Annotated in this window: 24 protein-coding genes and 1 tRNA gene; 16 read left to right on the top strand and 9 right to left on the bottom strand. The window is 72.8% G+C overall.

The features are described from left to right. The first annotated feature begins 112 nt into the window (after positions 1 to 112). From J2S41_RS30355 to J2S41_RS30305, 11 genes are all read left to right on the top strand, one after another. Complete coding sequence (locus tag J2S41_RS30355; protein ID WP_310372785.1) at positions 113 to 445, top strand: PadR family transcriptional regulator; 333 nt, start codon at positions 113 to 115, stop codon at positions 443 to 445. Next, entirely contained in the window at positions 442 to 1425 is a 984-nt protein-coding gene (locus J2S41_RS30350; RefSeq protein ID WP_310372784.1) for an HAAS signaling domain-containing protein, read from the top strand. Before J2S41_RS30355 ends, J2S41_RS30350 begins: the two co-directional genes overlap by 4 nt. 174 nt (positions 1426 to 1599) lie before the next feature. After that, positions 1600 to 2304, top strand: coding sequence for an LppU/SCO3897 family protein (locus J2S41_RS30345; RefSeq protein WP_310372783.1), 705 nt, complete (start codon positions 1600 to 1602; stop codon positions 2302 to 2304). A 143-nt stretch (positions 2305 to 2447) separates the two neighbouring features. Beyond that, entirely contained in the window at positions 2448 to 3128 is a 681-nt protein-coding gene (locus J2S41_RS30340) for a dienelactone hydrolase family protein (RefSeq protein WP_310372781.1), read from the top strand. 33 nt (positions 3129 to 3161) lie between these two features. Then, positions 3162 to 3854, top strand: a complete 693-nt coding sequence (locus J2S41_RS30335) for a uracil-DNA glycosylase (RefSeq protein WP_310372779.1) — start codon at positions 3162 to 3164, stop codon at positions 3852 to 3854. Further along, positions 3851 to 4561, top strand: a complete 711-nt coding sequence (locus tag J2S41_RS30330) for a DUF4129 domain-containing protein (RefSeq protein WP_310372777.1) — start codon at positions 3851 to 3853, stop codon at positions 4559 to 4561. The genes J2S41_RS30335 and J2S41_RS30330 overlap by 4 nt, the downstream gene beginning before the upstream one ends. After that, positions 4558 to 5115: a hypothetical protein gene (locus J2S41_RS30325; RefSeq protein WP_310372775.1), complete on the top strand. Its 558-nt coding sequence runs from the start codon at positions 4558 to 4560 to the stop codon at positions 5113 to 5115. Before J2S41_RS30330 ends, J2S41_RS30325 begins: the two co-directional genes overlap by 4 nt. Next, positions 5112 to 6122: an AAA family ATPase gene (locus J2S41_RS30320; protein ID WP_310372773.1), complete on the top strand. Its 1011-nt coding sequence runs from the start codon at positions 5112 to 5114 to the stop codon at positions 6120 to 6122. Before J2S41_RS30325 ends, J2S41_RS30320 begins: the two co-directional genes overlap by 4 nt. Further along, complete coding sequence (locus J2S41_RS30315) at positions 6119 to 7489, top strand: DUF58 domain-containing protein (protein WP_445343937.1); 1371 nt, start codon at positions 6119 to 6121, stop codon at positions 7487 to 7489. Before J2S41_RS30320 ends, J2S41_RS30315 begins: the two co-directional genes overlap by 4 nt. Before the next feature lie 5 nt (positions 7490 to 7494). Continuing rightward, a complete protein-coding gene (locus J2S41_RS30310; protein ID WP_310372770.1) occupies positions 7495 to 8037 on the top strand; it encodes a hypothetical protein in 543 nt (180 codons plus the stop codon). A 122-nt stretch (positions 8038 to 8159) separates the two neighbouring features. Then, positions 8160 to 9533 (top strand): NAD(P)/FAD-dependent oxidoreductase, encoded by a 1374-nt coding sequence (locus J2S41_RS30305; protein WP_310372768.1) that lies wholly within the window; start codon positions 8160 to 8162, stop codon positions 9531 to 9533. A 54-nt stretch (positions 9534 to 9587) separates the two neighbouring features. Here J2S41_RS30305 and J2S41_RS30300 read toward each other — a convergent pair whose 3' ends face one another. Further along, complete coding sequence (locus tag J2S41_RS30300) at positions 9588 to 11363, bottom strand: DUF6311 domain-containing protein (protein WP_310372766.1); 1776 nt, start codon at positions 11361 to 11363, stop codon at positions 9588 to 9590. A gap of 84 nt (positions 11364 to 11447) precedes the next feature. Between J2S41_RS30300 and J2S41_RS30295 the strand changes: the two genes are divergently transcribed. The 3 genes from J2S41_RS30295 to J2S41_RS30285 all read left to right on the top strand — a co-directional run bounded on the left by J2S41_RS30295 (position 11448) and on the right by J2S41_RS30285 (position 12896). Next, a tRNA-Leu gene (locus J2S41_RS30295) sits at positions 11448 to 11528 on the top strand. 139 nt (positions 11529 to 11667) lie between these two features. Next, positions 11668 to 12492, top strand: coding sequence for a Bax inhibitor-1/YccA family protein (locus J2S41_RS30290; RefSeq protein ID WP_310372765.1), 825 nt, complete (start codon positions 11668 to 11670; stop codon positions 12490 to 12492). 83 nt (positions 12493 to 12575) lie between these two features. Then, complete coding sequence (locus tag J2S41_RS30285) at positions 12576 to 12896, top strand: hypothetical protein (protein WP_310372764.1); 321 nt, start codon at positions 12576 to 12578, stop codon at positions 12894 to 12896. 554 nt (positions 12897 to 13450) lie between these two features. On the opposite strand, the gene J2S41_RS30280 is transcribed toward J2S41_RS30285, so the two are convergent. From J2S41_RS30280 to J2S41_RS30270, 3 genes are all read right to left on the bottom strand, one after another. Further along, positions 13451 to 14698, bottom strand: coding sequence for an acetyl-CoA C-acetyltransferase (locus J2S41_RS30280; RefSeq protein WP_310372763.1), 1248 nt, complete (start codon positions 14696 to 14698; stop codon positions 13451 to 13453). Between the two features lie 113 nt (positions 14699 to 14811). Further along, a complete protein-coding gene (locus tag J2S41_RS30275; protein ID WP_310372762.1) occupies positions 14812 to 15612 on the bottom strand; it encodes an SGNH/GDSL hydrolase family protein in 801 nt (266 codons plus the stop codon). 39 nt (positions 15613 to 15651) lie between these two features. Further along, the gene (locus J2S41_RS30270) at positions 15652 to 16737 is read right to left on the bottom strand and encodes an SGNH/GDSL hydrolase family protein (protein ID WP_310372760.1); all 1086 of its coding nucleotides are present in this window, start codon (positions 16735 to 16737) and stop codon (positions 15652 to 15654) included. Between the two features lie 213 nt (positions 16738 to 16950). On the opposite strand from J2S41_RS30270, the gene J2S41_RS30265 reads away from it, so the two are divergent. Next, on the top strand, positions 16951 to 17304 hold the full coding sequence (locus J2S41_RS30265; protein WP_310372758.1) for a YkvA family protein: 354 nt from the start codon (positions 16951 to 16953) through the stop codon (positions 17302 to 17304). Positions 17305 to 17335: 31 nt separating this feature from the next. Further along, complete coding sequence (locus J2S41_RS30260; protein ID WP_310372757.1) at positions 17336 to 18712, top strand: cystathionine beta-synthase; 1377 nt, start codon at positions 17336 to 17338, stop codon at positions 18710 to 18712. A 122-nt stretch (positions 18713 to 18834) separates the two neighbouring features. Here J2S41_RS30260 and J2S41_RS30255 read toward each other — a convergent pair whose 3' ends face one another. The 5 genes from J2S41_RS30255 to J2S41_RS30235 all read right to left on the bottom strand — a co-directional run bounded on the left by J2S41_RS30255 (position 18835) and on the right by J2S41_RS30235 (position 23575). Continuing rightward, entirely contained in the window at positions 18835 to 19710 is an 876-nt protein-coding gene (locus J2S41_RS30255) for a S1C family serine protease (RefSeq protein WP_310372756.1), read from the bottom strand. A gap of 867 nt (positions 19711 to 20577) precedes the next feature. Next, on the bottom strand, positions 20578 to 21093 hold the full coding sequence (locus J2S41_RS30250; protein ID WP_310372754.1) for a GNAT family N-acetyltransferase: 516 nt from the start codon (positions 21091 to 21093) through the stop codon (positions 20578 to 20580). Further along, positions 21090 to 22031 carry a ribonuclease Z gene (locus tag J2S41_RS30245; protein WP_310372752.1) on the bottom strand — a complete coding sequence of 314 codons (942 nt, stop codon included), beginning with the start codon at positions 22029 to 22031 and terminating at the stop codon, positions 21090 to 21092. The genes J2S41_RS30250 and J2S41_RS30245 overlap by 4 nt, the downstream gene beginning before the upstream one ends. 292 nt (positions 22032 to 22323) lie before the next feature. Then, complete coding sequence (locus J2S41_RS30240; RefSeq protein ID WP_310372750.1) at positions 22324 to 23193, bottom strand: CHAD domain-containing protein; 870 nt, start codon at positions 23191 to 23193, stop codon at positions 22324 to 22326. A gap of 196 nt (positions 23194 to 23389) precedes the next feature. Then, on the bottom strand, positions 23390 to 23575 hold the full coding sequence (locus tag J2S41_RS30235) for a hypothetical protein (protein ID WP_310372748.1): 186 nt from the start codon (positions 23573 to 23575) through the stop codon (positions 23390 to 23392). Positions 23576 to 23713: the final 138 nt, after the last annotated feature.

Raw genomic sequence — 23713 nt, 5'->3', positions numbered from 1 at the left:
CGGATTCCCCGCCTCCCCCGTCCCTCGCCGGCGTGGACGATCCCGGTCCGCCCGCAAAGGATCGGCATGCGTGGCTTGACGGTATTACGGACTGCGGAATACTGTGCGGTGCGTGGAGACGACCCAGTTGCTCAAGGGAGTGCTGGACCTCGCCGTGCTGGCCGTGTTGCGGGACGGGGACGGCTACGGATACGACATCCTGCGCCGCCTGCGGACCGCCGGGCTCGACGAGGTCGGTGACGCGTCCGTCTACGGCACGTTGCGGCGGCTCTTCCAGGCGGGACTGCTCACGGCCTATGTGGTGCCGAGCGATGAGGGCCCGCACCGGAAGTATTACGCCCTCAACGAAGCCGGGCGCGACGAGTTGGCTCGTTCGGCGAAGGTGTGGAAGGGTTTCGCCTCCACGATGGACGATCTGCTGAGCGGGGGTACGGCGCACCGATGAGTGTCACCGAGGACCTGGAGATCAGGCACTACGTCGAGGCGGTCCGGGCCGCGCTCTCCGACCTGCCGGCGCGGCAGCGTGACGACCTGCTGGAGGATCTGCCGGGGCACCTGGCGGAGGTGCGGGCGGAGAGCGGCGAGCCGCTGGAACGGCGGCTCGGCCCGCCGGAGGTGTACGCGGCCGAGTTGCGCGTCGCGGTGGGCATGGTTCGGGGCGGGCGGGTGCCGCTGCGGGCGCGGATGGACGCGGCCGTGCACCGGATCCGCGCCCGCCGCGCGGACGTCGACCGCCGGGCCGGCGTGCTGCTGGGGTACGAGCGGGGCAGCGACTTCCTGCGGCTGCTGCGCCCGGCCTGGTGGGTGCTGCGCGGCTACCTGGCCGCGATGATCTTCGCCGCCGTGGTGAGCGACGACACCTCGCGGCTCGGCCTGCTGCCGCGCGCCGACGGCGGCCTGCTCATGGGCCTGTTCCTGCTGGGCTCGTTCGTGCTCGGCTCGATCTGGCTGGGCCGGCGGGAGACCGCGGGGATGGCCCGCAATCCGCGCCGGGTGATGCGGTTCGCCACGGCCGTGCTGGTGGTGTGGTCGGTGGGGCTGCTGTGGCAGGTGGACAGCCGCGCCACCGTCGATCAGATGGTCGAGTCGTACAGCACCGGGTACGTGCCGGCGCTGCCCTCCGAGGCCGAGGACGTGTACGTCTACGACAGCAACGGCCGGCTCCTCACCGACGTGCGCCTCTACGACCAGAACGGCCAGCCGATCGACGTCGGCTGGGACCGGTGCGGCGCGAACCGGCCGTGGACCGGCACGCAGGTGTACCCGATATGTCCCGAACTGGCGCCTTTCCAGGTCCCGGCCTTCCCCTCCCCGTCCGAGAGCGTGCCCGACGGACCGGCCGAGGGCGCTCCGGAGAGCCGGCCCGGCGGTCAGGTGGAGCAGGCGGTGCCCGGCACGGTGACGCCGCGGCCGTCCGCATCCTGAAAGGCCTCTGAGCGCTCGCTGTACGACTTTCAGTCACCCGATCCCACCCCTTCGGCACGGACGATCGTCCGGTCGAGGGGCGGGACGGAAGATCCCCAAGCCGTACCGTTTCGGAGCACTTCCATCCATGCCGGTCGGGCGGCCGGCATGCGCATCGAAACGGGGATCGACACAGTGACTGATCAGCCTGCCGGCTACCCTCCGCCGCAGCCCTCCCACACGCCCGGCTTCGGCGCGCCCCTCCCCGGCGCTCCGCAGGGCCAGCCGCAGCCCGGCATGCCCGGCACCCCCGGCATGCCGCCGCAGGGTTACGGCGCCGGGTCGCCGCAGGGTTACGGCGCCGGGTCGCCGCAGGGTTACGGCGCCGGGTCGCCGCAGGGTTACGGTGCCGCGCCGCAGCAGGGTTACGGCGCCGCGCCGTACCAGCAGCCCGCGTTCGGCGCGCCCGGCTACGTCCCGCCGGTGCAGGAGCCGAAGAAGGGCGGCGGCAAGGCCCGGCTCGCCGGCATCCTGGGCGTCATCGGCGTGGTCGGCGTCGGCATCCTGATCAAGGTCGTGATCGGCCTGGGCGCGGGCGCGGCGGCGAACGCGCTGTCCGAGGACCCGACCAAGGACGCCAAGGTCGGCCAGTGCCTGGACGACACGCCGGAATTGGCCGAGGGCGAGGAGGGCACCGCGGTCGGCGTCAGCATCGTGGACTGCGGCGACGCGGACGCGACCTCGCTGATCGTCGGCCGGGTGGACCACCTGACGCTCACCCAGGCCCGCGCGCCGGAGGCGTGCTTCGAGTTCATCAACGAGGGCGAGTCGGTCACCGTGCTCTACACGCCCGAGGACGAGGCGGACAAGTACTACATCCTCTGCCTCAAGGACCAGTAGGGCCGAGGTCGCCACGGCGCCGTTCCGCATCGTGCGGGACGGCGCCGTCGCTCTTCCGGTCGCGTGCTCATCGTGGCAGGCTACGCCCCACGCACCTCACTCATATGTGTGGCTCGATGACTCTGAGCGACTGGAGGCGGCCGATGGGCTCAATGGTGAGCTACCGCAGCAACGGCGGCACGAGCGAGGGCTACCTCGCGAAACCCGCGCCGGGCGGCGGGCCGGGTGTGATCGTCATCCAGGAATGGTGGGGGCTGGTCGAGCACATCACCGCGCTCGCGGACCGGTTCGCGGAGGCCGGCTTCGTGGCGCTGGCACCGGACCTCTACCACGGCCGGCAGACCACGTATCCGGACGAGGCCGTCAAGCTGCTCATGGGGCTGGCGATGGACCAGGCCGCCAAGGACATCGCGGGCGCGGCCGACTACCTGGCCGGCCTGCCCGAGACCACCGGCCGGATCGGCGCGGTCGGGTTCTGCATGGGCGGCAGCCTGGCGCTGTGGTCCGCCACGGTCTCCGGCCGGATCGTCGCCACGGCCGGCTTCTACCCGGCGTTGCCGTGGGAGCGGATGGCGCCGAAGTGGGACGACTACGCCGGAAAGGCCGCGATCATCCACTGCGCCGGGGCGGACGGGCTCTCCGCCGCCGAGGGGCCGCGGGTCGCGAAGGCCGGCATCGAGCTGGCCGGCGGCGAGGTCACGCTCTACGACTACCCGGGTACGGCGCACGCGTTCTTCAACGACGACCACCCGGCCACGTACGACCGGGCCGCCTCCGCCACCGCGTGGGCGCGCACGCTCGAGTTGTTCCGGACCCGGCTGTAGCCGAACGGCGTCCCTCGTGGTTCGCTAAGGATCATGGGGGACGCCCTGGACCGGCTCGACGCCGAGATCAGCGACTGCTTCGCCTGCCCGCGCCTGGTCGCGTGGCGGGAGGAGGTGGCCGCCGTCAAACGCGCGGCGTTCCGGGACCAGACCTACTGGGGCCGCCCGGTGCCCGGCTTCGGCGTGGCGGACGCGCGGATCGGCATCCTCGGCCTGGCCCCGGCCGCGCACGGCGGCAACCGTACCGGCCGGATCTTCACCGGCGACCGCTCCGGCGACGTGCTGTTCGCGGCCATGCACCGGGCCGGCCTGGCGAACCAGCCGACCAGCGTGGCGCGCGACGACGGCCTCACGCTCACCGACACCCGGATCTTCGCGGCGGTACGGTGCGCGCCGCCGGACAACAAGCCCGCGCCGGACGAGCGCGACCGGTGCGCGCCGTTCCTGCACCGCGAGCTGGCCCTGATCAAGCCCACGCTGCGGGTGGTGATCGCGCTCGGCGCGTTCGCCTGGGCCGCGTGGTGGCCCGCGATGCACGCGGTCTGGGGACTGCGCCCGCCGAGCCCGCGCCCGGCGTTCGGCCACGGTGCACAGTGGACCGCCGACGGCGTACCGGTGCTGCTGGGTTGTTATCACGTGAGCCAGCAGAACACCTTTACCGGGCGGCTCACACCCGCGATGCTTGACGACGTGTTCGCCCGAGCCCGGTCGCTGGCCGCCGCATGACGCTCGCCTCAGTGCGGCGCTGGTGGCCGGTGGTGGCCGCCGTGCTGCTGGTCGGGCTGATCGCGTTCGCCGCGGAGAACTCGTCGATGGGCCTGCGCACCGCGCCGCCGCTGGTCGACGTGCCGGTCACCACGGAGGAGCCGGAGCTGGAGGAGCCGCCGCCGGCCGCCGGTGGCGGCGGTGACACGCCGCTGCGGGCGGAGGACTCCGGGTTCGCGCTGGCCCCGTGGCTGGTCACGCTGCTGTTCGTGCTCGGCGGCGTGCTGGTCGCGGCCGTGATCGGGACGGTGGCCTGGGTCGCGGTCCGGGACCAGCTGCGCAAGCGTCAGGGCGTGCGGGCCGTGTCCCGTCGCGGCGGTGCCACCGAGGAGATGGTGGCCGCGCTCGACGCCGGCCTGCAGGAGCTGGCCACCGACCGTGACCCGCGCGGCGCCGTGATCACCTGCTGGGTGCGGCTGGAGCAGGCCGCCGCGGACGCCGGCACCCCGCGCCGCCCCGGGGACACCCCGACCGAGCTGGTCAGCCGCCTGCTGCGCGAGCACGCGGTGGACGCGCGGGTGCTGGCCGGCTTCGCGGACGTCTACCGCGAGGCGCGCTACGCCACGCACGTCGTCGACGAGCGCATGCGCGCCCAGGCGGTGGCCGCGCTGCACCGCGTCCGGGACGACCTGACCGCGCCGGCCACCGGGGGAGGGGCGGCGTCGTGAGCATCGAGGAGCTGCTGACCAGCGCGGAGGAGCGTCCGCCGCGCAAGCGCCGCGGGTGGTTCCTCACGCTGCTGGCCGCCGCGGCCGGGACGTCGGTCACCTACTTCCTGCTGCGCGCCTCCGAGCTGACCGCCTCGATCCCGGTGCTGTTCGCGCTCTTCGGCGCGCTCGCGCTGCTGTACCGGGTGACCTCGTCCATCCCGGTGCCGCGGCGGCCGGAGCGGCCGGACCGCCCGATGCCGCGCGGTGAGGAGCCCGGCACCTACGACTGGACCGGCGGCGACGGGCTGCGGCGCGCGGTCGGCCGCTGGGAGCGCGTACTCACCTGGAGCACCGAGGACGCGGAGCGGTTCCGGCGGCTGACCACGCCGGCGCTGCGCGAGCTGGCCGACGAGCGGCTGAGACAACGCCACGGCATCACCATCGCGTCTGACGAACGACGGGCCCGCGAGCTGCTCGGCGAGCAGCTGTGGACCCTGCTGACCGCGTCGCCGCGGCGCGCACCGAAACCGCGACAGTTCGCGTCGCTGGTCACCCGCCTGGAGGAACTATGACCGAGATGCCGGAGCCGCTCCCGCCGCACGAGGTGGGCGCGCTCGCGCGGACCGTGCTGGACGCGGTCGGCACGGTCGTGGTCGGCAAGCGCGACCCGCTGGAGCTGGTCCTGGCCGGCATCCTGGCCGGCGGCCACGTGCTGCTGGAGGACCTGCCCGGCCTGGGCAAGACGCTGACCGCGCGCAGCTTCGCGCAGGCGCTCGGGCTGGACTTCCGGAGGCTGCAGTTCACGCCGGACCTGCTGCCGGCGGACGTGACCGGCTCGTTCCTCTACGACCAGAGCCGCCACGACTTCACCTTCCGGGCCGGGCCGATCTTCACGAACCTGCTGCTCGCCGACGAGATCAACCGCACGCCGCCGAAGACGCAGGCCGCGCTGCTGGAGGCGATGCAGGAGAAGCAGGTCTCGGTGGAGGGCGTCACGTACCGGCTGGACGCGCCGTTCCACGTGCTGGCCACGGCCAACCCGATCGAGTACGAGGGCACGTACCCGCTCCCCGAGGCGCAGCTGGACCGGTTCCTGCTGCGCGTGTCGTTCGGCTATCCGAGCCACGAGGAGGAGTGGGAGGTGCTGCGCCGCCGCATCCACCGCCGGCGCGAGGAGGCGGTGATCGAGCCCGTGGTGGACGCGGAGACGCTGCTGCGCATGCAGGCCGGCCTGGAACGGGTCGTGGTCGAGGACTCCATCGGGCGCTACATCGTCGCGCTCGCGGCCGCCACCCGGGAGCACCCGTCCGTGCTGGTCGGCGCCTCGCCGCGCGGTTCGCTGGCGCTGCTGCTGCTGTCCCGCGCGCGGGCCGCCCTGGCCGGCCGGGACTACGTGGTGCCGGAGGACGTCAAGGAGGTCGCGATCCCGGCGCTCACCCACCGGATCACGCTGCGCCCGGAGATGTGGCTGCGCCGCGTCGACCCGGCGTTCGTGGTGACCGAGGTGCTGGCCGCGACGCCGGCCCCGGCCAGCGGCGCGATGCCGAGCTACGCGGGCGCGGGCGGGCACGCGTCGTGAGCGGGCTGCGGCCGGCGGTGCCGCCCGCGGTCGCGGAGCCGCCCGCCGCCGCGCCCGAGGCGGAGGGCGTGGCGGCGTGGGCACCGACCCGCGCGCTGAGCCGCGCGCTGCTGCTCGCCGGGCTGCTGCTGATCGCGGGCGTCGGGCTGGCCCGCACCGATCTGGTGCTGCTGGCCACGCCGTTCCTGATCGGGACCGCGGTCTCGCTGCGCCACCGGCCCTCCGCGGCGCCGGACCTGGCCGTCACGGTCGACGCGACCAACCGCGTGGAGAGCGGCGACGTGGTCGCGGAACTCGAGGTGATCAACCCGGACCGGGTCCGCTACGACGTGGTGCTGACGCGGGTGCGCCGGTCCCACTGGCTGCGCGTGGCGGCGGCGGACCGGCCGCACGGGCTGCCGGTCGACGCGGGTACGGCCGGCGTGATCGCGCTGGAGGGTGAGGCGCTGCGCTGGGGCCGGCATGACCTGGGCCCGGTCGCGGCCGTGGCGGCGGCCTGCGACGGGCTGTTCACGTCCGCGCCGGTGGTACTCCGCGCGGCGCGCATCGCGGTCTATCCGCGCACCGAGCCGTTCCAGGCGGTCGACGCCATGCCGAACGCGGCCGGCCTGGTCGGCAACCACCGCTCCCGGCGCCCCGGGCAGGCCGGCGAACTGGCCGGCGTACGCCAGTTCGGTCCCGGTGACCGGCTGCGGCGCATCGACTGGCGGGTGTCGCTGCGCACCGGCGCGCTGCACGTGGCCGCCACGCTCTCCGATCGGGACGCCGAGGTGGCGCTGCTGCTGGACGTGACCGCGGAGACCGGCAACTCCGGCGGCGTGCACGGCGGCGCGTCCGTGCTGGACACCACGGTCCGGGCCGCGGCCGCGATCGCGGAGCACTACCTGCACCGCGGCGACCGGGTCTCGCTGCTGGAGTACGGCCCGGCCGCCCGCCGCCTCCGCGCCGCGGCCGGCCGGCGGCAGTACCTCACCGTGCTGGAGTGGCTGCTGGAGGTGCGCCCGCAGGGCAGCGTGGACGGCGCCGCCGACCCGGTCGCCGCGCACCTGGTCTCGTCGAACGCGCTGCTGGTGGTGCTCACGCCGCTGCTGGAGCCGAGCTCCGCGGAGATGCTGGCCCGGCTGGCCCGCTCCGGCCGGTACGTGGTCGCGGTGGACACGCTGCCGCCGACCGGGCTGACCGTGCGCAGCGGCGGCCCGTGGACGGACACCGCGCTGCGACTGTGGCGGATGGAGCGGGAGAACACCATGGGCCGGCTGCGCGAGCACGGCGTACCGGTGGTGAGCTGGGCCGGCGCCGGCAGCCTGGACCTGGTGCTGCGGGACATCGCGCGGTTCGCCGGCGCGCCCCGGGCGGGCCTGCGATGAGGCTGATGGAGCGGTACCGGCGGGCGACGGCCGCGGCCCGGCGGATGACCGCGGTGCCGTTCGCCGTCCGGGCCGCGCTGGTGCTGGTCGGCACGGCCACGCTGCTGGTGGCGGTGCCCGTGGAGTACCTCGACGTCCGGTCCGCCGGCCTGGCGCTGCTGCTGGCGCTGTTCCCGGCGCTGGCCCCGCGCGGCTTCCCGCCGGCGGCCCTGGCCGTCACCGCGATCACGCTGTACGCCGTGGCCACCGCCGGGTACGGCGAACCGATCGTGCTCGGCCGGGTGCTGGCGCTCGCGTCGCTGCTCTACGCCGGGCACAGCCTCGCGGCGCTGGCCGCCTGCCTGCCGTACGACGCGGCGATCCGCGCCGAGGTGGTCACCGGATGGGTGATTCGGCTGCTCGCGGTGCTGCTCGGATCGGCGGTCGTGCTCGTCATGGTGCTCGCCGCGGTCGGCCGGGTAACGCTCGGGGGTTACGCAGCGTTCGCGATCGGTGGCCTAGCGGCAGCGGTCGCGGCCACTGCGCTACTGGCCCGCATCTCTCGATAATCGCCTCTGACCTGCGCTTTTGTCGGCGTAACCGGATATTTACCTGGACCGGGACGCGTCGTGGATCACAGAAGTTGCCATCCCCCGCGCAAGGTCAAGTGGTTAGGAGAAAGATAACCCTCGTGAGTCCTCAGCGGATCCTTGTGGTTGGAGCTGGGCACGTGGGCCTTTTCGCCGCGCTGCGCCTCTCCAAGAAGCTCAGCGCGCGCGAGGCCGAGGTTATCGTCGTCGATCCTCAGCCGCACATGACCTATCAGCCGTTCCTCCCCGAGGCGTCGGCCGGCAACATCTCCCCGCGGCACGCCGTTGTGCCGCTGCGCCGGGAGCTGCGCCGTTGCACGATCATCTCCGGTGAGGTCACTCGCATCGACCACGCCAACAAGAAGGTGCTGGTCGAGACCATCTCCGGGCCGGCCCGCGAGGTCGAGTACGACCACATCCTGGTCGCACCCGGCTCCGTGTCCCGCACGCTGCCCATCCCGGGCCTGCGCGAGCAGGGCATCGGCTTCAAGACCATCGGCGAGGCCATCTACCTGAGGAACCACTTCCTCGACCGGCTGGACGTCGCCGCCACCACCACCGACCCGGAGACCAAGCGGCGCGCCCTGACGTTCTGCTTCGTCGGTGGCGGTTACGCGGGCATCGAGGCGCTGGCCGAGATGGAGGACATGGTCCGCTCCGCGCTCAAGTACTACCCGGAGATCAAGCAGGACGAGGTCCGCTTCGTGCTGGTCGAGGCGACCCAGCGGATTCTGCCGGAGATCGGCCCGGACATGGGTGCGTACGCGGCCCGCCAGCTGCGCAGGCGCGGCATCGACATGCGGCTCGGCACGTTCCTGGAGTCCTGCGTCGACGGCAACGTGAAGCTCTCCGACGGCGAGACGTTCATCACCGACACGGTGGTCTGGACCGCCGGCGTGAAGCCGTCCCCGATGCTGGCCAACACGGACCTGCCGCTCGGCCCGCGCGGTCACGTCAACTGCCTGCCCACGCTCCAGGTCGCGGACGGCGAGACGGTCGTCGAGGGCGCCTGGGCCGCGGGCGACTGCGCGCAGGTGCCGGACCTGACCGGCGGCGTCGGCGCCTGGTGCTCGCCGAGCGCGCAGCACGCGGTCCGGCAGGCGGTCGTGGTGGCCGACAACATCGCGCGCGTCATCCACGGGCGCGAGCCGAAGACCTACCGGCACAAGTACCTGGGCTCGGTCGCCGGCCTCGGCCTCTACAAGGGTGCCGCGAAGGTCTACGGCGTCAAGGTGCCCGGCTTCCCGGCGTGGCTGATGCACCGCTTCTACCACGTCAGCCAGATCCCGTCGTTCAACCGCAAGGTGCGCGTGGTCGCGGACTGGACGCTGGCGTTCCTCCTCAAGCGTGAGGTGGTCGCGCTCGGCCAGCTGCACGCACCGCGCGAGGAGTTCACCGAGGTCACGCCGCCGCTCGAGCCGAAGCCGGCCACGGTGGAGGCGCCGAAGGCCGAGGCGGCCGCGGTCAAGGCCTGATCAGCTCGTCCGTCGAGAAGGGGGCAGGGTCACCCTGCCCCCTTCCGCCGTGTCTCAGGCCCGCCAGTAGTAGACGTCGGCCAGCCGGGTCCCGGGCGTGCCGAGCAGGCGCCCCACGGTGATCCGCAGCGCCGCCGCGTTCGGCGCGGAGTCCGCGACCACCACGCACGACGCGCCCCAGTGCGCCAGGTCGGCGCGGGCGTCCGCGCCCTTCTGGGCGTCGATCTCCGGCACCGCGCCGGTCTTCGCCACCTCGGCCGTCACGTTCGACAGCGTCCGCTGGTAGGTGCCCATCGACGGGGCGCCGTCCGCGCCGTACGACGCGATGAAGAAGCCCTCCGGCATGCCGAACGCGGTGTTCGTCGCCGCCGCCCAGCGCATCGGCCACGGATCCTGCGGCGTCGGCAGCGGCACCGGCACCAGCACGCCGCCCACCGGCACGCACTCGCGCCAGTGTCCGCCCGCGATGAACTCGGGCAGCGGCTCCCGGGTCGCGGCCGGCAGCGGCTCCGGCGTCAGCGGGGCCAGCGCCACGACGGTGAGCACCGGCGCCACGTACCGGGTGAGATCCGGCCGGGACAGGCCGTGCTGGATGCCGCGGGCGAGGATCACGGCGATCACCGGGATCAGCGGCAGCGAGAACCGCATCGGCAGCGCGGCGTCCACCACCGGCACGCTCTCCAGCAGCGAGAACGGCCCCCAGACGTCGAGCTGCTCCCGGTCGTACACGATGGACGGCCCTAGCGACAGCACGGCCATCACCAGGCCGGCGAACGCGGCGGCCAGCACCGCCCGGTCCCGCCGCCGCCAGATCACGAACCCGGCCGTCAGCAGCAGCAACGGCCAGCCGAGGAACGTGTTGTACTCGCTCGGCCCGGTGCTCAGCTCCGCCGACGCGGGGCCGCCGGCCACGGACAGCGGCGAGAACGCGGCGAAGCTGGCCAGGTCGGTCACGAAGTAACCGGGCAGGAAGAGCGTGCCGTTCACCGCCTGCGGACCAGCGAACTGCACCCACAGCGGGTACGCCAGGAGCGCACCGGACACGGCCGCGGTGACCAGCATCCCGGCCGTGAACAGCCCGGCGGCGCGCCGCGCGGCGCGTGGGTGGAGCACCGCGTACCCCACCGTGACCAGCAGCAGCGTGCACGCGGTGAGGAAGAGCACCTCCTCGCCGATGAAGACCTGCACGACCACGGCCGCGGCCAGGCCCAGCGCGGACGTGCCGACCCGGCGGCGATCCCGGGCCCCGGCCGCCCGGTACATCCTGACCAGCATCCACACCATGACCGGGACCAGCCACTGCGCGGTCATGTGCAGGTGGCTGACCGACTGCGACACCATGCCGGGCGCGAAACCGGCGAACACCGCGCCGAGCCCGGCCGCGACCGGCTCCGCGCCCAGCACCCGGCGGAACAGCACGTGCCAGGCGATCGCGGTGCCGGCCAGGTTCAGCACGACCAGCACCGCGAACGTCACCGGTACGCCGAAGACCAGCGTCACCGGCGTCATCAGCACGCCGAGCGCGATCACGGACGTGTTGGCGAGCAGATTGACCCCGTCCGGCACGTTCAGCCGGTCAGTGATCAAGCCGACATCGCCGCGGGCTATCCGGGTGTCGTACGCCAGGAACCACTCGTAAAGCGTCTGGTCGGCCGGGTTCAGCGCCATGACCTTGGCGCCCGGATCCGGCCACAGATAGGACGTCAGCCAGACCGCGAGGAACAGGTAGAAGACGCAGAATGCCAGGTCGGCGACGTCCCATCGCTTTCCGTCCACGTGTGGTGAGCCGTCGTCGGCCCGGTCCGATTCGATGGGTGTGGGGCTCGTCACGGGGACGACAGTAGTGTGCCGCGGGGTTATCGGTGCGCCCGGTGCGCCGCCACCCATTACCGTGGCATCTGCACACGCGTACCCGCCCGGGTGGTGGAATGGCATACACGGCCGCCTTAAAAGCGGCTGCCGAGAGGCATGCGGGTTCGACCCCCGCCCCGGGCACTCCTTTACCTCCCGATCGTCCGCTCCCACAAGGTGTAGGACGTCCTGTTCAGCAATTTCACAGGCCTGCAGGTCGCCCACTCCGGTGACCACCCCTTACTCTTGGCTGAGGTGTCATTACTGGCAGGAGGCCATAGACGTGAAGACAAGCAACCCGGTGCTGAGCCAGCTCGGCCGGGCTGCCGAGCGCGAGCGGGCCGGCGCGTACGGCGCCTACGGCCCGGGTGCCGCGCCCGGTTACGGTCCGGCGGGTTACGACCAGCCCTACCCGTCCCAGGCGTACCCGGCGGCTCCGCCGGCCGTCCGCCCGATGACCATCGATGACGTCGTCGTCCGCACTGTCGCGCTGCTTGCGATCACCGCTCTCTCCGCCGCCGCCGCGTGGGTGCTGATCCCGGCCCCGCTGGAGCTGCCGGCGCTCATCGGCGCGGCCGTCGTCGGCCTCGTGCTCGGTCTGGTCATCTCGTTCATGCGGATGGCCAACCCGGTCCTGGTCGGCGTCTACGCGGTCGTCGAGGGTGCGTTCCTCGGCCTGATCAGCAAGCAGTTCGAGACCTTCTACGACGGCATCGTGCTGCAGGCCACCACGGCCACGTTCGGCGTCTTCTTCCTGATGGCGATCCTCTACCGGGCCCGCGTCATCCGGGCCACGCCGAAGTTCGCCCGCATCCTGATCTCGGTCATGATGGGCCTCTTCGCCGTCATGATGATCAACCTGGTGTTCGCGCTGTTCGGTGTCAACACCGGCCTGCGCGACGGCAGCGCGCTCGCCATCGGCTTCAGCCTCGTCTGCATCGTCGTCGCCTCGCTGAGCTTCGTGCTCAACTTCGGCGAGATCGAGGAGGGCGTGCGGATGGGCCTCCCGCAGAAGTACGCGTGGACCGCGGCCTTCGGCATCCTGGTCGGCCTCGTCTGGCTGTACCTGGAGATCCTGCGCCTGCTCAGCTTCCTGCAAGACGACTAGCTCTCACATCGCACCGAAGCCCGCCCGAGCCCTCCCGGCTCCGGCGGGCTTCGCCGTTCCCGGCGCCGGTACGCTCGCACCCGATGAGCACCGCGACCCTCGATCAGGCCCTGGACCGTTTCGTCCGCCAGGTGGGCCACTGGGAGGCCCCGCGCTGGGCCACTCCACTCGACGGCACCACCGGCACCCGCGCCGACGCCGTCCACGCGCTGATCACCTGGGTCGCCGACGCCGCCGCCGACGCGGAGGGCCAGCCCCGCCGCCCGGTCCCACGCCTCCCCAACGACCTCGCCCTGGTCGACCAACTCCGCGTGGTCGTCACCGACCTCCTCGCCGCCACCCCACCCCCCACGATCCTCACCGAGGCCGCCACCCGCCTCACCGCCCTCCGTCACATGCTCTGACGCCCTCCCGCGCCTCCGTAACCGTCGTCCGCGCTTCCGTAGCCGCCTCTGGCGTTTTCCGCCCGGCCGCCTTGTATCCGCGTGGTGCGGCCAGCTCGATCGCGGAGTCGCGTCGGGTTCCGTGAGGCGACCGGTCGCGGGATCGCGTCGGCCCGTGGCCGGCGCGCGGCTCCGGAACGCCCGCGCAAGGCGCGCGGCTCCGGAAAGCTCCCAGGCAAGGCGCGCGGCTCCGAAAGGCCCACGCAACGCGCGGCTCCGGAAAGCCCAGGCAAGGCGCGCGGCTCCGAAAGGCCCACGCAAGGCGCGCGGCTTCGGAAAGCCCACGCGAGGCGCGTGGCGGGGCGGCCGGTCGCGGAGACCGCGTGGTTTCGGGACCGGCCGCGGACCTGGTGTCGCCGTGCGTCACGAGCGGACCCGCGTGGGTTTTCGGGACCGGTTGCGGCACTGGCTCCGGCGTGGCGTCCGGAGCGGAGCGCCAGCGGAGTCGGAGGCCGCCACGCGGTTTGCCCGCGGGAGCATGCGGCACGGGACCCCGCCGGAAGCGGGAAAACGGGTCAGCTCAAGCGTTCGATGATCATCGCCATGCCCTGGCCGCCGCCGACGCACATGGTCTCCAGGCCGATGGTCTTGTCGTGCCAGGAGAGTGAGTTGATCAGCGTGCCGGTGATGCGGGCGCCGGTCATGCCGAACGGGTGGCCGACCGCGATGGCGCCGCCGTTGACGTTCAGTTTGTCGATCGGGATGCCGAGCTGCTGGTACGACGGGATGACCTGCGCCGCGAACGCCTCGTTGATCTCGACGAGGTCGACGTCGTCGATGGTCATGCCGGCGCGGGCCAGCGCCTGTCGGGACGCCTCGACCGGGCCGAGGCCCATGATCTCGGGGGAGAGCGCGGTGACGCCGGTGGAGACGATCCGGGCGAGCGGCGTGATGCCCAGCTCGCGGGCGCGCACGTCGCTCATCACGATCACGGCGGCGGCGCCGTCGTTGAGCGGGCAGCAGTTGCCGGCGGTGATCCGGCCGTCGGGGCGGAAGACCGGCTTGAGGCCGGACACGCCCTCCAGCGTGACGCCGGGGCGCGGGCCGTCGTCGACCGTGACCACGGTGCCGTCCGGCGTGGTGACCGGCGTGATCTCGCGGGCCCAGAAGCCGTTCGCGATCGCCTTCTCCGCCAGGTTCTGGCTGCGGACGCCGAACTCGTCCATCTCCTCGCGGGACACGTCACAGACCTGCGCCAGGTTCTCCGCGGTCTGGCCCATGGCGAGGTAGATGTCCGGCAGCGTGCCCTCGGTCCGCGGGTCCTGCCACACCGGTGCGCCACCCTGCGCGCGCGACGTGCTGCGGGCCTGGGCGTCGGCGAACCGCGGGTTCTCCCACGCGCCGCCGACCAGCTTTTGCGCCTCGGACGGGAGGCCGTCGGAGCTCCCGCGCGCGTACCGCGAGACGCACTCGACGCCGGCCGAGATGAACACGTCGCCCTCGCCGGCGCGGATCGCGTGCAGCGCCATCCGCGTGGTCTGCAGCGAGGAGGCACAGTACCGGGTGAGCGTGGCCCCGGGCAGACCGTCCTGGCCGAGCAGCGTGGCCACCACGCGGGCCATGTTGAAGCCCTGCTCGCCGCCGGGCAGGCCGCACCCGAGGTAGAGGTCCTCGACCGTGGCCGGGTCGAGTTGGGGAACCTTGTCGAGCGCCGCCTGGATGATGGTGGCGGCCAGATCATCGGGGCGCATTTCGCGCAGGGAGCCCTTGGCGGCCCGTCCGATGGGGGAGCGGGCGGTGGCGACGATGACAGCTTCCGGCATGAACGAACGTTAACCCACCGGTAACATCATGTCGATGAGAATTGTTCAGCGCGGTGGAGATTTCGTCGCTGAACTGCGGTTACGCGTCGGCCGGGTGCGGCGCTGAACGACTCTCACTGGGTGCGCGGGTTCGGCATCGATGCCGCGTGCGAGACCGCGGGCAGCAGCGCGTGGGCCCACACCCGATATCCGTCCGCGGACGGGTGGTATCCGTCGTAGCAGAGCGTCCCCGCGTCGGCCCGGAACACCGCGCCGGTCTCCACGGCCAGGTCGACCACGGCGCCGCCCGCGTCCCGCACGGCCTTGGCCTGCGCGTGCGCCATCTGCCGGCCGAGCACGCCGACGAGCTGCCGCAGCGGCTGGGCCAGCGCCCGCGCCGCGCCCAGGTCGGGACAGGTGCCGACCACGACCTCGACGCCCGCGCCGCGCAGTCGGCGCACGGCCGCGCTCAGGTGCGCGGCGGCCTCGGCCGGGCGGCGCAGCGAGGTGGCGTCGTTCGCGCCGATCAGGATCACGGCCACGTCCGGACGCTCGCCGAGCAGGGCGCGGGCCACCTGGGTGGCCAGGTCGGTGGAGCGGGAGCCGGAGACGCCGACGCTGGACAGGTGCACGTGGCGCTCGCCGTGCCCGGCCGCGCCCTCGGAGAGCAGCCGCGCGAGGTGGCCGCCGACCGTGTCGGCCAGGAACTCCACGCCCACGCCGAGCGCGCCGGAGTCGCCGAGGAGCACCAGGCGCAGCGGTGGCGCGCCGGCCGGGCCCATCGAGGTGCGCAGCCCGAGGCCCATGGACGGTTTGGCGTAGCGACGGCTGCGTGCGGCGACGATCTCGCCGGCCAGCAGCGCGGCGCCGCTCACGGTGCCGGCGAGCAGCGTCATGGCCGCGGCGCGGCCGAGCTGGCGAGCGTCCGGACTCATGCCCATCACCGTCCTCCTCCGTGCGTAGCTGACATCACATCATGCCTTCGACGCCTCGCCGTCGTGGCTGAGGCCGTCCGCCGAATCCTGCGGACCCATATCCCTTTTTCCCGACAAAACCCCATCCAAGGGTACGGCCGGGGAGTCCCGCTCGGGAGCCTGCTGACGCGGCATCACCGCCAGCCGCCGCAGCCGCACCCACCGTCCCAGCGGCCCGCGATCGCGCCCGGCGACGCGCGCCGCGGACACCTCCGTACCCGCGTGCTTCACCGCCTCCTGCGCGGCGTCGGACAGCGAGCGGACGCCCTGGTCCAGGCTCAGCGACGAGGCCTGCGCGGCCGGGACGCCGACCGCCGCCACCGCGGTCGGCAGCATCGCGGCGGCGGCCACCGCGTACCCGTCCGCGGACGGGTGGAAGTGGTCCCAGGCGAACATCCGGGTCGGTTCCGCGAAGAAGCGCGGCCCGAGCAGGTCGCCGAGCGAGACGGTGCGCCCGCCGGCCTCGACCACCGCGATCGTCTGCGCGGCGGCCAGCTGCCGGCTCCACCGCCGGGCCAGCCAGCGCAGCGGCGGCTTGATCGGGCGGATGGTGCCCAGGTCGGGGCAGGTGCCGACGACCACCTCGGCACCGACCGCGCGCAGCGCCCGCACGGTGTCGGCGAGCTGGCGGGCCGCGACCGTGACCGGCGTCCGCTTGGTCACGTCGTTCGCGCCGACCAGGATCACGGCCAGGTCGGGCCGCACCTCCAGCGCGTCCTGCAGCTGGTGCTTGAGGCCGTCGGTGATCGCGCCGACCACCGCGAACCGGTGCAGCCGAACCGGGCGGCGCAGCCGCCGGGAGAGGCCGGTGGCCAGCAGTGCGCCCGGCGTCTCCCGGGTCCGCAGCACGCCGTAGCCGGCCGCGGTCGAGTCGCCCAGGACCGCCATCACCAGCGGCCTGCCGCCGAACTTGGCGCCGAAGACGCCGTCCGCCCGTGGCGGCGGCCCTTCGGCCAGCGGAATCGTCCGGCGGGCGTGCTCGGCCTGCGTGGCCAGCAGGCCCGCGGATACGAGTGTCACGCCGGTCAGTGCCCCGGCCGAGAAGACCGCGGCCTTGGCGATGCGTTGTGCTGTCCGCCCGTTCATCAGCGCCCCCGCCTTCCTCTTCCACGCGAGCGACGGATTTCGAGATTAACGCGAGCCCGCATCGTGTTCCTGGTGCGCCCGGGGTGCTTTCCGGTGAGTTCGCGCGGAGTTCAACGCGATGACCAGGACATGTGGAGTCGATCACCGGGCTGGGTACAGAGAGTTTGCTGAGAACGGTCACCATGGAAGGCGCGAGCGAGGAGCTGGGGAGAGATGGCGAACAATCTGCGGCGTGTGGCGGCGTTCAAGGCTCTGTGGCAGGCGATCACGGCGAGCCGGCACGGCGGCCCGTCCGTCGGGCAGCGCATCGCGGCCGTACCGCGAATGATCAAATCGATCGTCAAGGGTGAGTACGACGGCGGCAAGTCGCTGCTGCTGATGGCCGGTGCGCTGGCGTATTTGGTGTCCCCGATCGACATCGTCCCGGAGGCGATGCTGCTGCTGCTCGGCCTGACCGACGACGCCGTGGTCATCACCTGGCTGGCCGGGTCCGTGCTGTCCGAGACGCAGCGGTTCATCGAGTGGGAGAAGGACCGCGACCGCATTCTCATCGGGAAGGCGCACTAACTTCCCGAACTCCGGGACGTAGGCTGTGGGCGTGCGCTACTACGACACCGTCGTCGACCTGATCGGCAACACGCCCCTGGTCCGCCTCAACCGGGTCACCGAGGGCATCGAGGCCACCGTGCTCGCCAAGGTGGAGTACGTGAATCCCGGCGGCTCCGTCAAGGACCGCATCGCGATGCGGATGGTCCAGGACGCGGAGGCCGCCGGGCTGCTCCGGCCGGGCGGCACCATCGTGGAGCCGACCAGCGGCAACACCGGCGTGGGCCTGGCCCTGGTGGCGCAGCAGCGCGGCTACCGGTGCGTCTTCGTCTGCCCGGACAAGGTCAGTGAGGACAAGCGCAACGTGCTCCGGGCGTACGGCGCGGAGGTGGTGGTCTGCCCGACCGCGGTCGCGCCCGAGGACCCGCGCTCCTACTACAACGTCTCGAACCGGCTGGCGACCGAGATCCCCGGCGCGTGGAAGCCGGACCAGTACTCCAACCCGGCGAACCCGCGCTCCCACTACGAGACCACCGGCCCCGAGCTGTGGGAGCAGACCGGCGGCCGGATCACACACTTCGTGACCGGCGTCGGCACCGGCGGCACCATCTCCGGCACCGGGCGCTATCTGAAGGAGGCGTCCGAGGGCCGGGTGCGGATAATCGGCGCGGATCCGGAGGGTTCGGTCTACTCCGGCGGCACCGGCCGGCCGTACCTGGTGGAGGGCGTCGGCGAGGACTTCTGGCCGGACTGCTACGACCGCTCGGTCGCCGACGAGATCGTCGAGGTCTCGGACAAGGCGTCGTTCGCGATGACCCGGCGCCTGGCCCGCGAGGAGGGCCTGCTGGTCGGCGGCTCCTGCGGCATGGCCGTGGTCGCCGCGCTCGAGGTTGCCCGCCGCGCCGCCCCCGACGACGTCATCGTGGTGCTGCTCCCCGACGGTGGCCGTGGCTACCTCTCCAAGATCTTCAACGACGACTGGATGGCCCGCTACGGCTTCCTGGAGACGTCCGGCACCGAGGCCACCGTCGCCGAGGCGCTGGAGAGCAAGGGGGGCGCGATCCCGCCGATGGTGCACCTGCACCCCACGGAGACGGTCCGCGACGCCATCGACTACATGCGCGAGTACGGCGTCAGCCAGCTCCCCGTGCTCAAGGCCGAGCCCCCCGTGGTCACCGGCGAGGTGGCCGGCTCCGTCGCCGAGCGCGAGCTCCTCGACGCCCTCTTCTCCGGTCAGGCCCACCTGCACGACACCATCGAGCGCCACATGGCCGACCCGCTCCCCATGATCGGCGGCGGCCAGCCCGTCAGCGAGGCCGTCAAACTCCTCGAACAATCCGACGCCGCCATGGTCCTCATCGACGGCAAGCCCGCCGGCGTCCTCACCCGCCAGGACCTCCTGGCCCACCTCGCCCCGAGCTCCCGCTGAGCCCTCGGCACCGTCGCCACCTCCGGCATGGCCCGGCCCGCATGCTTCGGCAGGCGCCGGGCCACCTGCGGCCCCCGGCGTGCTCCGGGCATGCGGGAAGCGGCCCGCCGCCGCGGGAAGGACTAAGGCAGCTCGGCGGGGATGGTGATGACGTCGACCATGGCCTGACGGCGGTAGAGGGTCAGTGGGAGACGCGTGCCGATGGCGGGGCCGAGCATCAGCTTGAGCAGTGACTGGACGTCCTCGGTGGGGTGGCCGCCGGCGGAGACGATGATGTCGTCGAGGAAGATGCCGGCGACGCCGGCGGGGGAGCCGGGCACCACCTCGACCACGCGCAGGCCGTGGCGCTGGCCCAGGCGGGCGGCGAGTGGTGGCGGGAGCGGGATCGGGACGCTGGCGACGCCGAGCCAGGCGCGGCGGACCCGGCCGGCGGAGGTCAGCTCGCCGATGATCTGGCGGGTGGTGGCGTTGATCGGGACGGCGAGCCCGAGGCCGTAGCCGGCGACGGCGGTGTTGACGCCGACCACGGTGCCGTCCGAGGCGGCGAGCGCGCCGCCGGAGTTGCCGGGGTTGAGTGCTGCGTCGGTCTGGATCACGTCGTCGATCGGGCGGACGCGGCGGCCGTCGCGGGCCGGGATGGAGCGGCCGAGGCCGGAGACCACGCCGGCGGTCACGGAGCCGGCCAGGCCCATCGGGTTGCCGACCGCGACGACGAGCTGGCCGATGCGCAGGGTGTCCGCGTCGCCGAGCGTGGCCGGGGGTACGTCGCCGCCGGCGCGCAGCACGGCAAGGTCGGAGAGCGGGTCCGCGCCGACGACGTCGAAGCGGGACTGTGCGCCGTCGCCGAACGTGGCGGTGCCGGAGCGCGCGCCGGCGACCACGTGCGCGCTGGTGAGCAGGAGTCCGTCGGCGGCGAAGGCGACGGCGGAGCCGGCCCCGGCGCCACGTGCGGTACGGACCGCGAGCGCGGCCACGCTGGGCAGGATCTCGGCGGCCACACGCGTGACCACCCGGCTGTACGCGTCGAGAGCTTCACCATCTGCATCGATGCGGTCGGCGTCCATGACAGCGGCAACGTCCCGGACGTACCGTCTAATGCCTTGAGCCGTTCCGCCGGTGGCGAACGGGCGCCGGCACAAGATGCAGGGCCCGGCGGCGCAAACCCCCGAATTGTGTCTTCCGGGCCAGAGTGGACATCGTGTTTCCGCAGCTCAGGGCCACCCTGTCCACGGAGCGCAGAAGGTCCGTCCGCAAAACGCAATCGCACACCGTGTGCGGCGTTCGGACCCGCCGTGACGGTTGACTTCGTCGTATGGAGGGGCCGACCATCCGGACGGAATACCTCCGGCTCGACGGGGCAAGACAAGGGGGAGGAATGGTCAGCGTCGACCGTGCCGAGCCGCCCGACATCGTGGATCGTCTGCTGTGGCGGGACGCCCAGGCCATGCTCGGACGGCACGCCGCACCGGATCACCAGGGCGGCTGCGTGTGGTGCGGAGACCCGTGGCCGTGCCCGCCGCGCCGGTTGGCCGAGCGGGCGGATGCGGCCTCACGCCGGCCGTGGCACGCGGCGCACTACTGATACTTCCAGTTACACAGAGACATTCACGGATGCCACGCCGCACAGCTTGACCGTCCCCCGGCGAGCAAGGACCAGTGGCATCCCCCCGCGGTTGACGTCTCGTCGCCCCGCCAGCTTCGAGACGTCCCGCACAGAACCCATCGGGCCCGGCGACCGGCAGGCCTCCGCCGATCGTCGAACGCCTCCGGCCAGGCGTTCGGTCCGGGCGCGATGGGACGGCGGGCGAGGGTGCGTGGAAAACCGGTTCCCCCGCAACGAACGGTCACGTGCCCTCGCCCTGCCACTACGCGCCGGCCAGCTCCCGGGCGTAGCGCACCATCGGCACCATCGCGGTCCCGATCGCGTCGACCCGGGTGGTCCCGTCGAACCGCCAGCCGTGGTGCTCGTAGAAGCCGCGGGCCCGCGCGTTCTCCTCCAGCACCCACAGCCTGGCGCGGGTCCACTCCGGGTGCGTGGCGAACCACGCCTGCACGTCGGCCAGCAGCAGACGGCCCAGGCCGGAGCCGATCCGGCCGGGCGCCACGTGGATCGCGTTCAGCATCGCGGCGTCCGGCGTCTCGTCCGGGCCCGCGTAGGTGAAGCCGGCGATGGTGCCGTCCACGTCCGCGACCATGAAGCGGTGCGTGTCGTGCTCCCAGCGGTACCGCTCCCGCCACCACTCCGCCATCGCGCCCGGCGTGGTGCCGGCCAGCGCGTCCGCGGAGAGGATGTGCGCGTAGGCGGTCACCCGGGACGCGAGATGCAGCGCACCGACCGCCTCGAAGTCCCGATCCTGGATCTCCCTGATCATCACGCTCATGCCTCCACCCTCGTTCTGGGCGGTACGTCCACCCGCATCAGGTCCCGGGCGAGCACGATGTCGCCGTCGAACTCCGCGCGTGCCTCGGCCAGGAACCGGCCGTCCGGCTCGTACTCCTCCTGTCCGTACCGCTGGGAGAAGTGGGTGAGCACCAGGCGGCGTACCCCGGATTCGCGGGCGACGCGGGCGGCCTGCGCGGCGGTCAGGTGACCCACCTCGGCGGCCAGCGCCGCGTCCCCGTTCAGGAACGTCGCCTCGATGACCAGCAGGTCCGCCCGGTCGGCCAGGGCGAACACCGCGTCGCACAGCCCGGTGTCCATCACGAACGCGAAGCGCTGCCCGCGGCGCGGCGCGCTGACCTGGCCGAGCGTGAGCACGCGGCCGTCGCCGAGGTCCAGGCGGCCGGTGCGCTGCAGCACGCCGACCGCAGGGCCCGCGACGCCGTGCGTGGCCAGCAGTTCGGGCACGATTCGCCGCGAGTCCGGCTCGACGAGGCGGTAGCCGCAGGCCTCCACGGAGTGCACGAGCCGGCGCGCGGTCAGCGTGAACGCGCCCAGGTCGGTGGTCCAGCCGTCGGTGACCGGCTCCGGCAGCACGGTCGCGGTCTCGTAGAACGAGCTGGCGTACCGCAGCCGGTGGAAGTACTCGGCGCCGCCGGCCGGGAAGTGCACGGGTACGGGATGCGGCACCCGGTCCAGCGACATTCGCTGGATCACGCCGGGCAGGCCGAGGCAGTGATCGCCGTGGAAGTGCGTGATGAGAACGCGCGTGACGTCGCCGGCCGCGACCCCGGCGCCCCGCATCTGCCGCTGCGTGCCCTCGCCCGGGTCGAAGAGAAGTCCGTGATCGTCCCACCGCAGCAGATAACCGTTGTGGTTGCGGTGCCGGGTCGGGACCTGGCTGGCCGTGCCGAGGATGACCAGCTCGCGTGCGCTCACGCCGAGATAGTAAACAGCCCCCGGGGCACTCGCGCGAACGCGAACCGGCTGGACTCGGCCGGAACCCCGGGGGCTGGGTGGCTGTCTGGTATTCGCCGCACCGCTGCCACACGGTCTCGACGTAACTCAACTGTCAAGGACAGCGGCTAGCGGACAGCCACCTCACGAGTCCGATTGCTATACAAAGCTAGGACCACCTCCCTTCACGTGTACCGCAACGTTATCCACTTCCGGGGGTGATCGGCAACGGTTTTCCGGCGACCTAAATCACGCCGTCTGACCAGCGGATTCGTTACTTCAGCCAGGCGCGGACCGCGGACTTGCCGGCCTTGCGGCGCGCGGCCGGCAGCGCGTCCAGCGCGCGCTCGCCCGCGTCCGCCTGGCGGGCGTGCAGCAGCCCGTAGGTGAACGTCTCCTCGCCGCGCGCGGCGGCGGCGCGGGCCGCGTCCAGCAGCACCTCGCCCGTGATCACCGAGTCCTGGTGCGCGCCGAGCACGTCCTGCAGCACGGTGAGCCGCTTGGCCAGCTCGCGGGCCGGGCGGCCGGCGACCGGGCGGGTGACCTCCACCGCGTACCGTGCGCGCTTGTAGGCCTTTCGCGCCTCGTGCAGGTGCGCGTCCGCCTCCGGGCCGGGCGTGGCCGACCGGTCACGCACCGCGTCCGCCAGCATGCGGTCGGCGCGGCGCACGGCCTTGCGGGTGCGCTTGCGCAGCCAGCTCCCGGAGCCGCCGTGCGTGTCCACGACCAGCGCGTTGAGCCGGCCCAGCAGCACCCGGTACCGCTCGGCGTCGAGCGCGCCGCTCAGCCCGGAGCGCCCCTCCGCGATGCGGTCGCCGAGGCCCTCGCGCAGCCGGTCGGCGACCGGCCCGCGGACGAGGTCGCCCGGCTCCGCGTCGACCGCGGCGGCGAGCCGCTCCGCCATCACCTGGCCGTCGCGCACCGGGCCGAGCTGGTCGGCCAGCCACTTCAGCTCCGCGCGCAGCCAGTCGGCGCGCTCGGCGTCCCACAGGCCGCGGAACGTGCGGAGGGTGCTGCGCAGCCGGCGGATCGCCACGCGCATGTCGTGGACCGCCTCCGCGTCGCCGCGCCGGGCGCCCGCCTCGGTCCATCGGATCGTGTCCCGCTGGGCGCGCACGTACTGCAGCACCAGGTTGGTCGGCATCCGGTCATCCTCGCTCGGAGCGGCCGGAGCCGCCGGCAACGGCGATTCGGCCACGGCCGTGGTGTCGATGACCTCGAACTTACGCCGGAAGCGCGTCGCGGTGACCATCTCTCAGTGCTACCCCCGCCTGACGCCACCCATGTGAACGGGTGGCGAACTTTCACTCTTCAGAACTGTCGGTGAGCCGACCGGCCCGTCAGCGGGGCGGGTCGAGCCACCGGTCGTCGGGTCCGGCGCTGCGCTCGCCCTCGACCAGGTCCTCGTCGGTGGCGTCGCACCAGACCAGGCCGGAACCCTTGCAGGCCATGCAGGGAAGGCGGTTGCGGGCGCCGGTGCCGTGGCAGGAGAGACAGGTCCTCAGGACGGGGGAGAAGTCCGACATCGCCACACCGTCCTTGCCGTCACCGAGCTGATCGCGCCTACCGTAGTACACGCGCGCCGGACGCGTTCAGCGCCGGTCTCGGTCCGGTTACCCGACCATCAAGATCAATATTCGGGGGTACGGCCGGGAGCCGGAACG

The organism is Catenuloplanes atrovinosus (assembly GCF_031458235.1).
GTDB classification, from domain to species: Bacteria; Actinomycetota; Actinomycetes; order Mycobacteriales; family Micromonosporaceae; genus Catenuloplanes; species Catenuloplanes atrovinosus.
The sequence above is the reverse complement of the archived record's forward strand: the minus strand, read 5'-3'. Positions and strand labels throughout refer to the sequence as shown.

What these genes read in the sequence shown, in the direction of transcription:
- J2S41_RS30350 (WP_310372784.1), top strand. Translation starts at nt 442, where the DNA reads ATGAGTGTCACCGAGGACCTGGAGATCAGGCACTACGTCGAGGCGGTC.
- J2S41_RS30340 (WP_310372781.1), top strand. Translation starts at nt 2,448, where the DNA reads ATGGGCTCAATGGTGAGCTACCGCAGCAACGGCGGCACGAGCGAGGGC.
- J2S41_RS30335 (WP_310372779.1), top strand. Translation starts at nt 3,162, where the DNA reads ATGGGGGACGCCCTGGACCGGCTCGACGCCGAGATCAGCGACTGCTTC.
- J2S41_RS30330 (WP_310372777.1), top strand. Translation starts at nt 3,851, where the DNA reads ATGACGCTCGCCTCAGTGCGGCGCTGGTGGCCGGTGGTGGCCGCCGTG.
- J2S41_RS30320 (WP_310372773.1), top strand. Translation starts at nt 5,112, where the DNA reads ATGACCGAGATGCCGGAGCCGCTCCCGCCGCACGAGGTGGGCGCGCTC.
- J2S41_RS30310 (WP_310372770.1), top strand. Translation starts at nt 7,495, where the DNA reads ATGGAGCGGTACCGGCGGGCGACGGCCGCGGCCCGGCGGATGACCGCG.
- J2S41_RS30285 (WP_310372764.1), top strand. Translation starts at nt 12,576, where the DNA reads ATGAGCACCGCGACCCTCGATCAGGCCCTGGACCGTTTCGTCCGCCAG.
- J2S41_RS30280 (WP_310372763.1), bottom strand. Translation starts at nt 14,698, where the DNA reads ATGCCGGAAGCTGTCATCGTCGCCACCGCCCGCTCCCCCATCGGACGG.
- J2S41_RS30275 (WP_310372762.1), bottom strand. Translation starts at nt 15,612, where the DNA reads ATGAGTCCGGACGCTCGCCAGCTCGGCCGCGCCGCGGCCATGACGCTG.
- J2S41_RS30270 (WP_310372760.1), bottom strand. Translation starts at nt 16,737, where the DNA reads ATGAACGGGCGGACAGCACAACGCATCGCCAAGGCCGCGGTCTTCTCG.
- J2S41_RS30265 (WP_310372758.1), top strand. Translation starts at nt 16,951, where the DNA reads ATGGCGAACAATCTGCGGCGTGTGGCGGCGTTCAAGGCTCTGTGGCAG.
- J2S41_RS30250 (WP_310372754.1), bottom strand. Translation starts at nt 21,093, where the DNA reads ATGAGCGTGATGATCAGGGAGATCCAGGATCGGGACTTCGAGGCGGTC.
- J2S41_RS30240 (WP_310372750.1), bottom strand. Translation starts at nt 23,193, where the DNA reads ATGCCGACCAACCTGGTGCTGCAGTACGTGCGCGCCCAGCGGGACACG.
- J2S41_RS30235 (WP_310372748.1), bottom strand. Translation starts at nt 23,575, where the DNA reads ATGTCGGACTTCTCCCCCGTCCTGAGGACCTGTCTCTCCTGCCACGGC.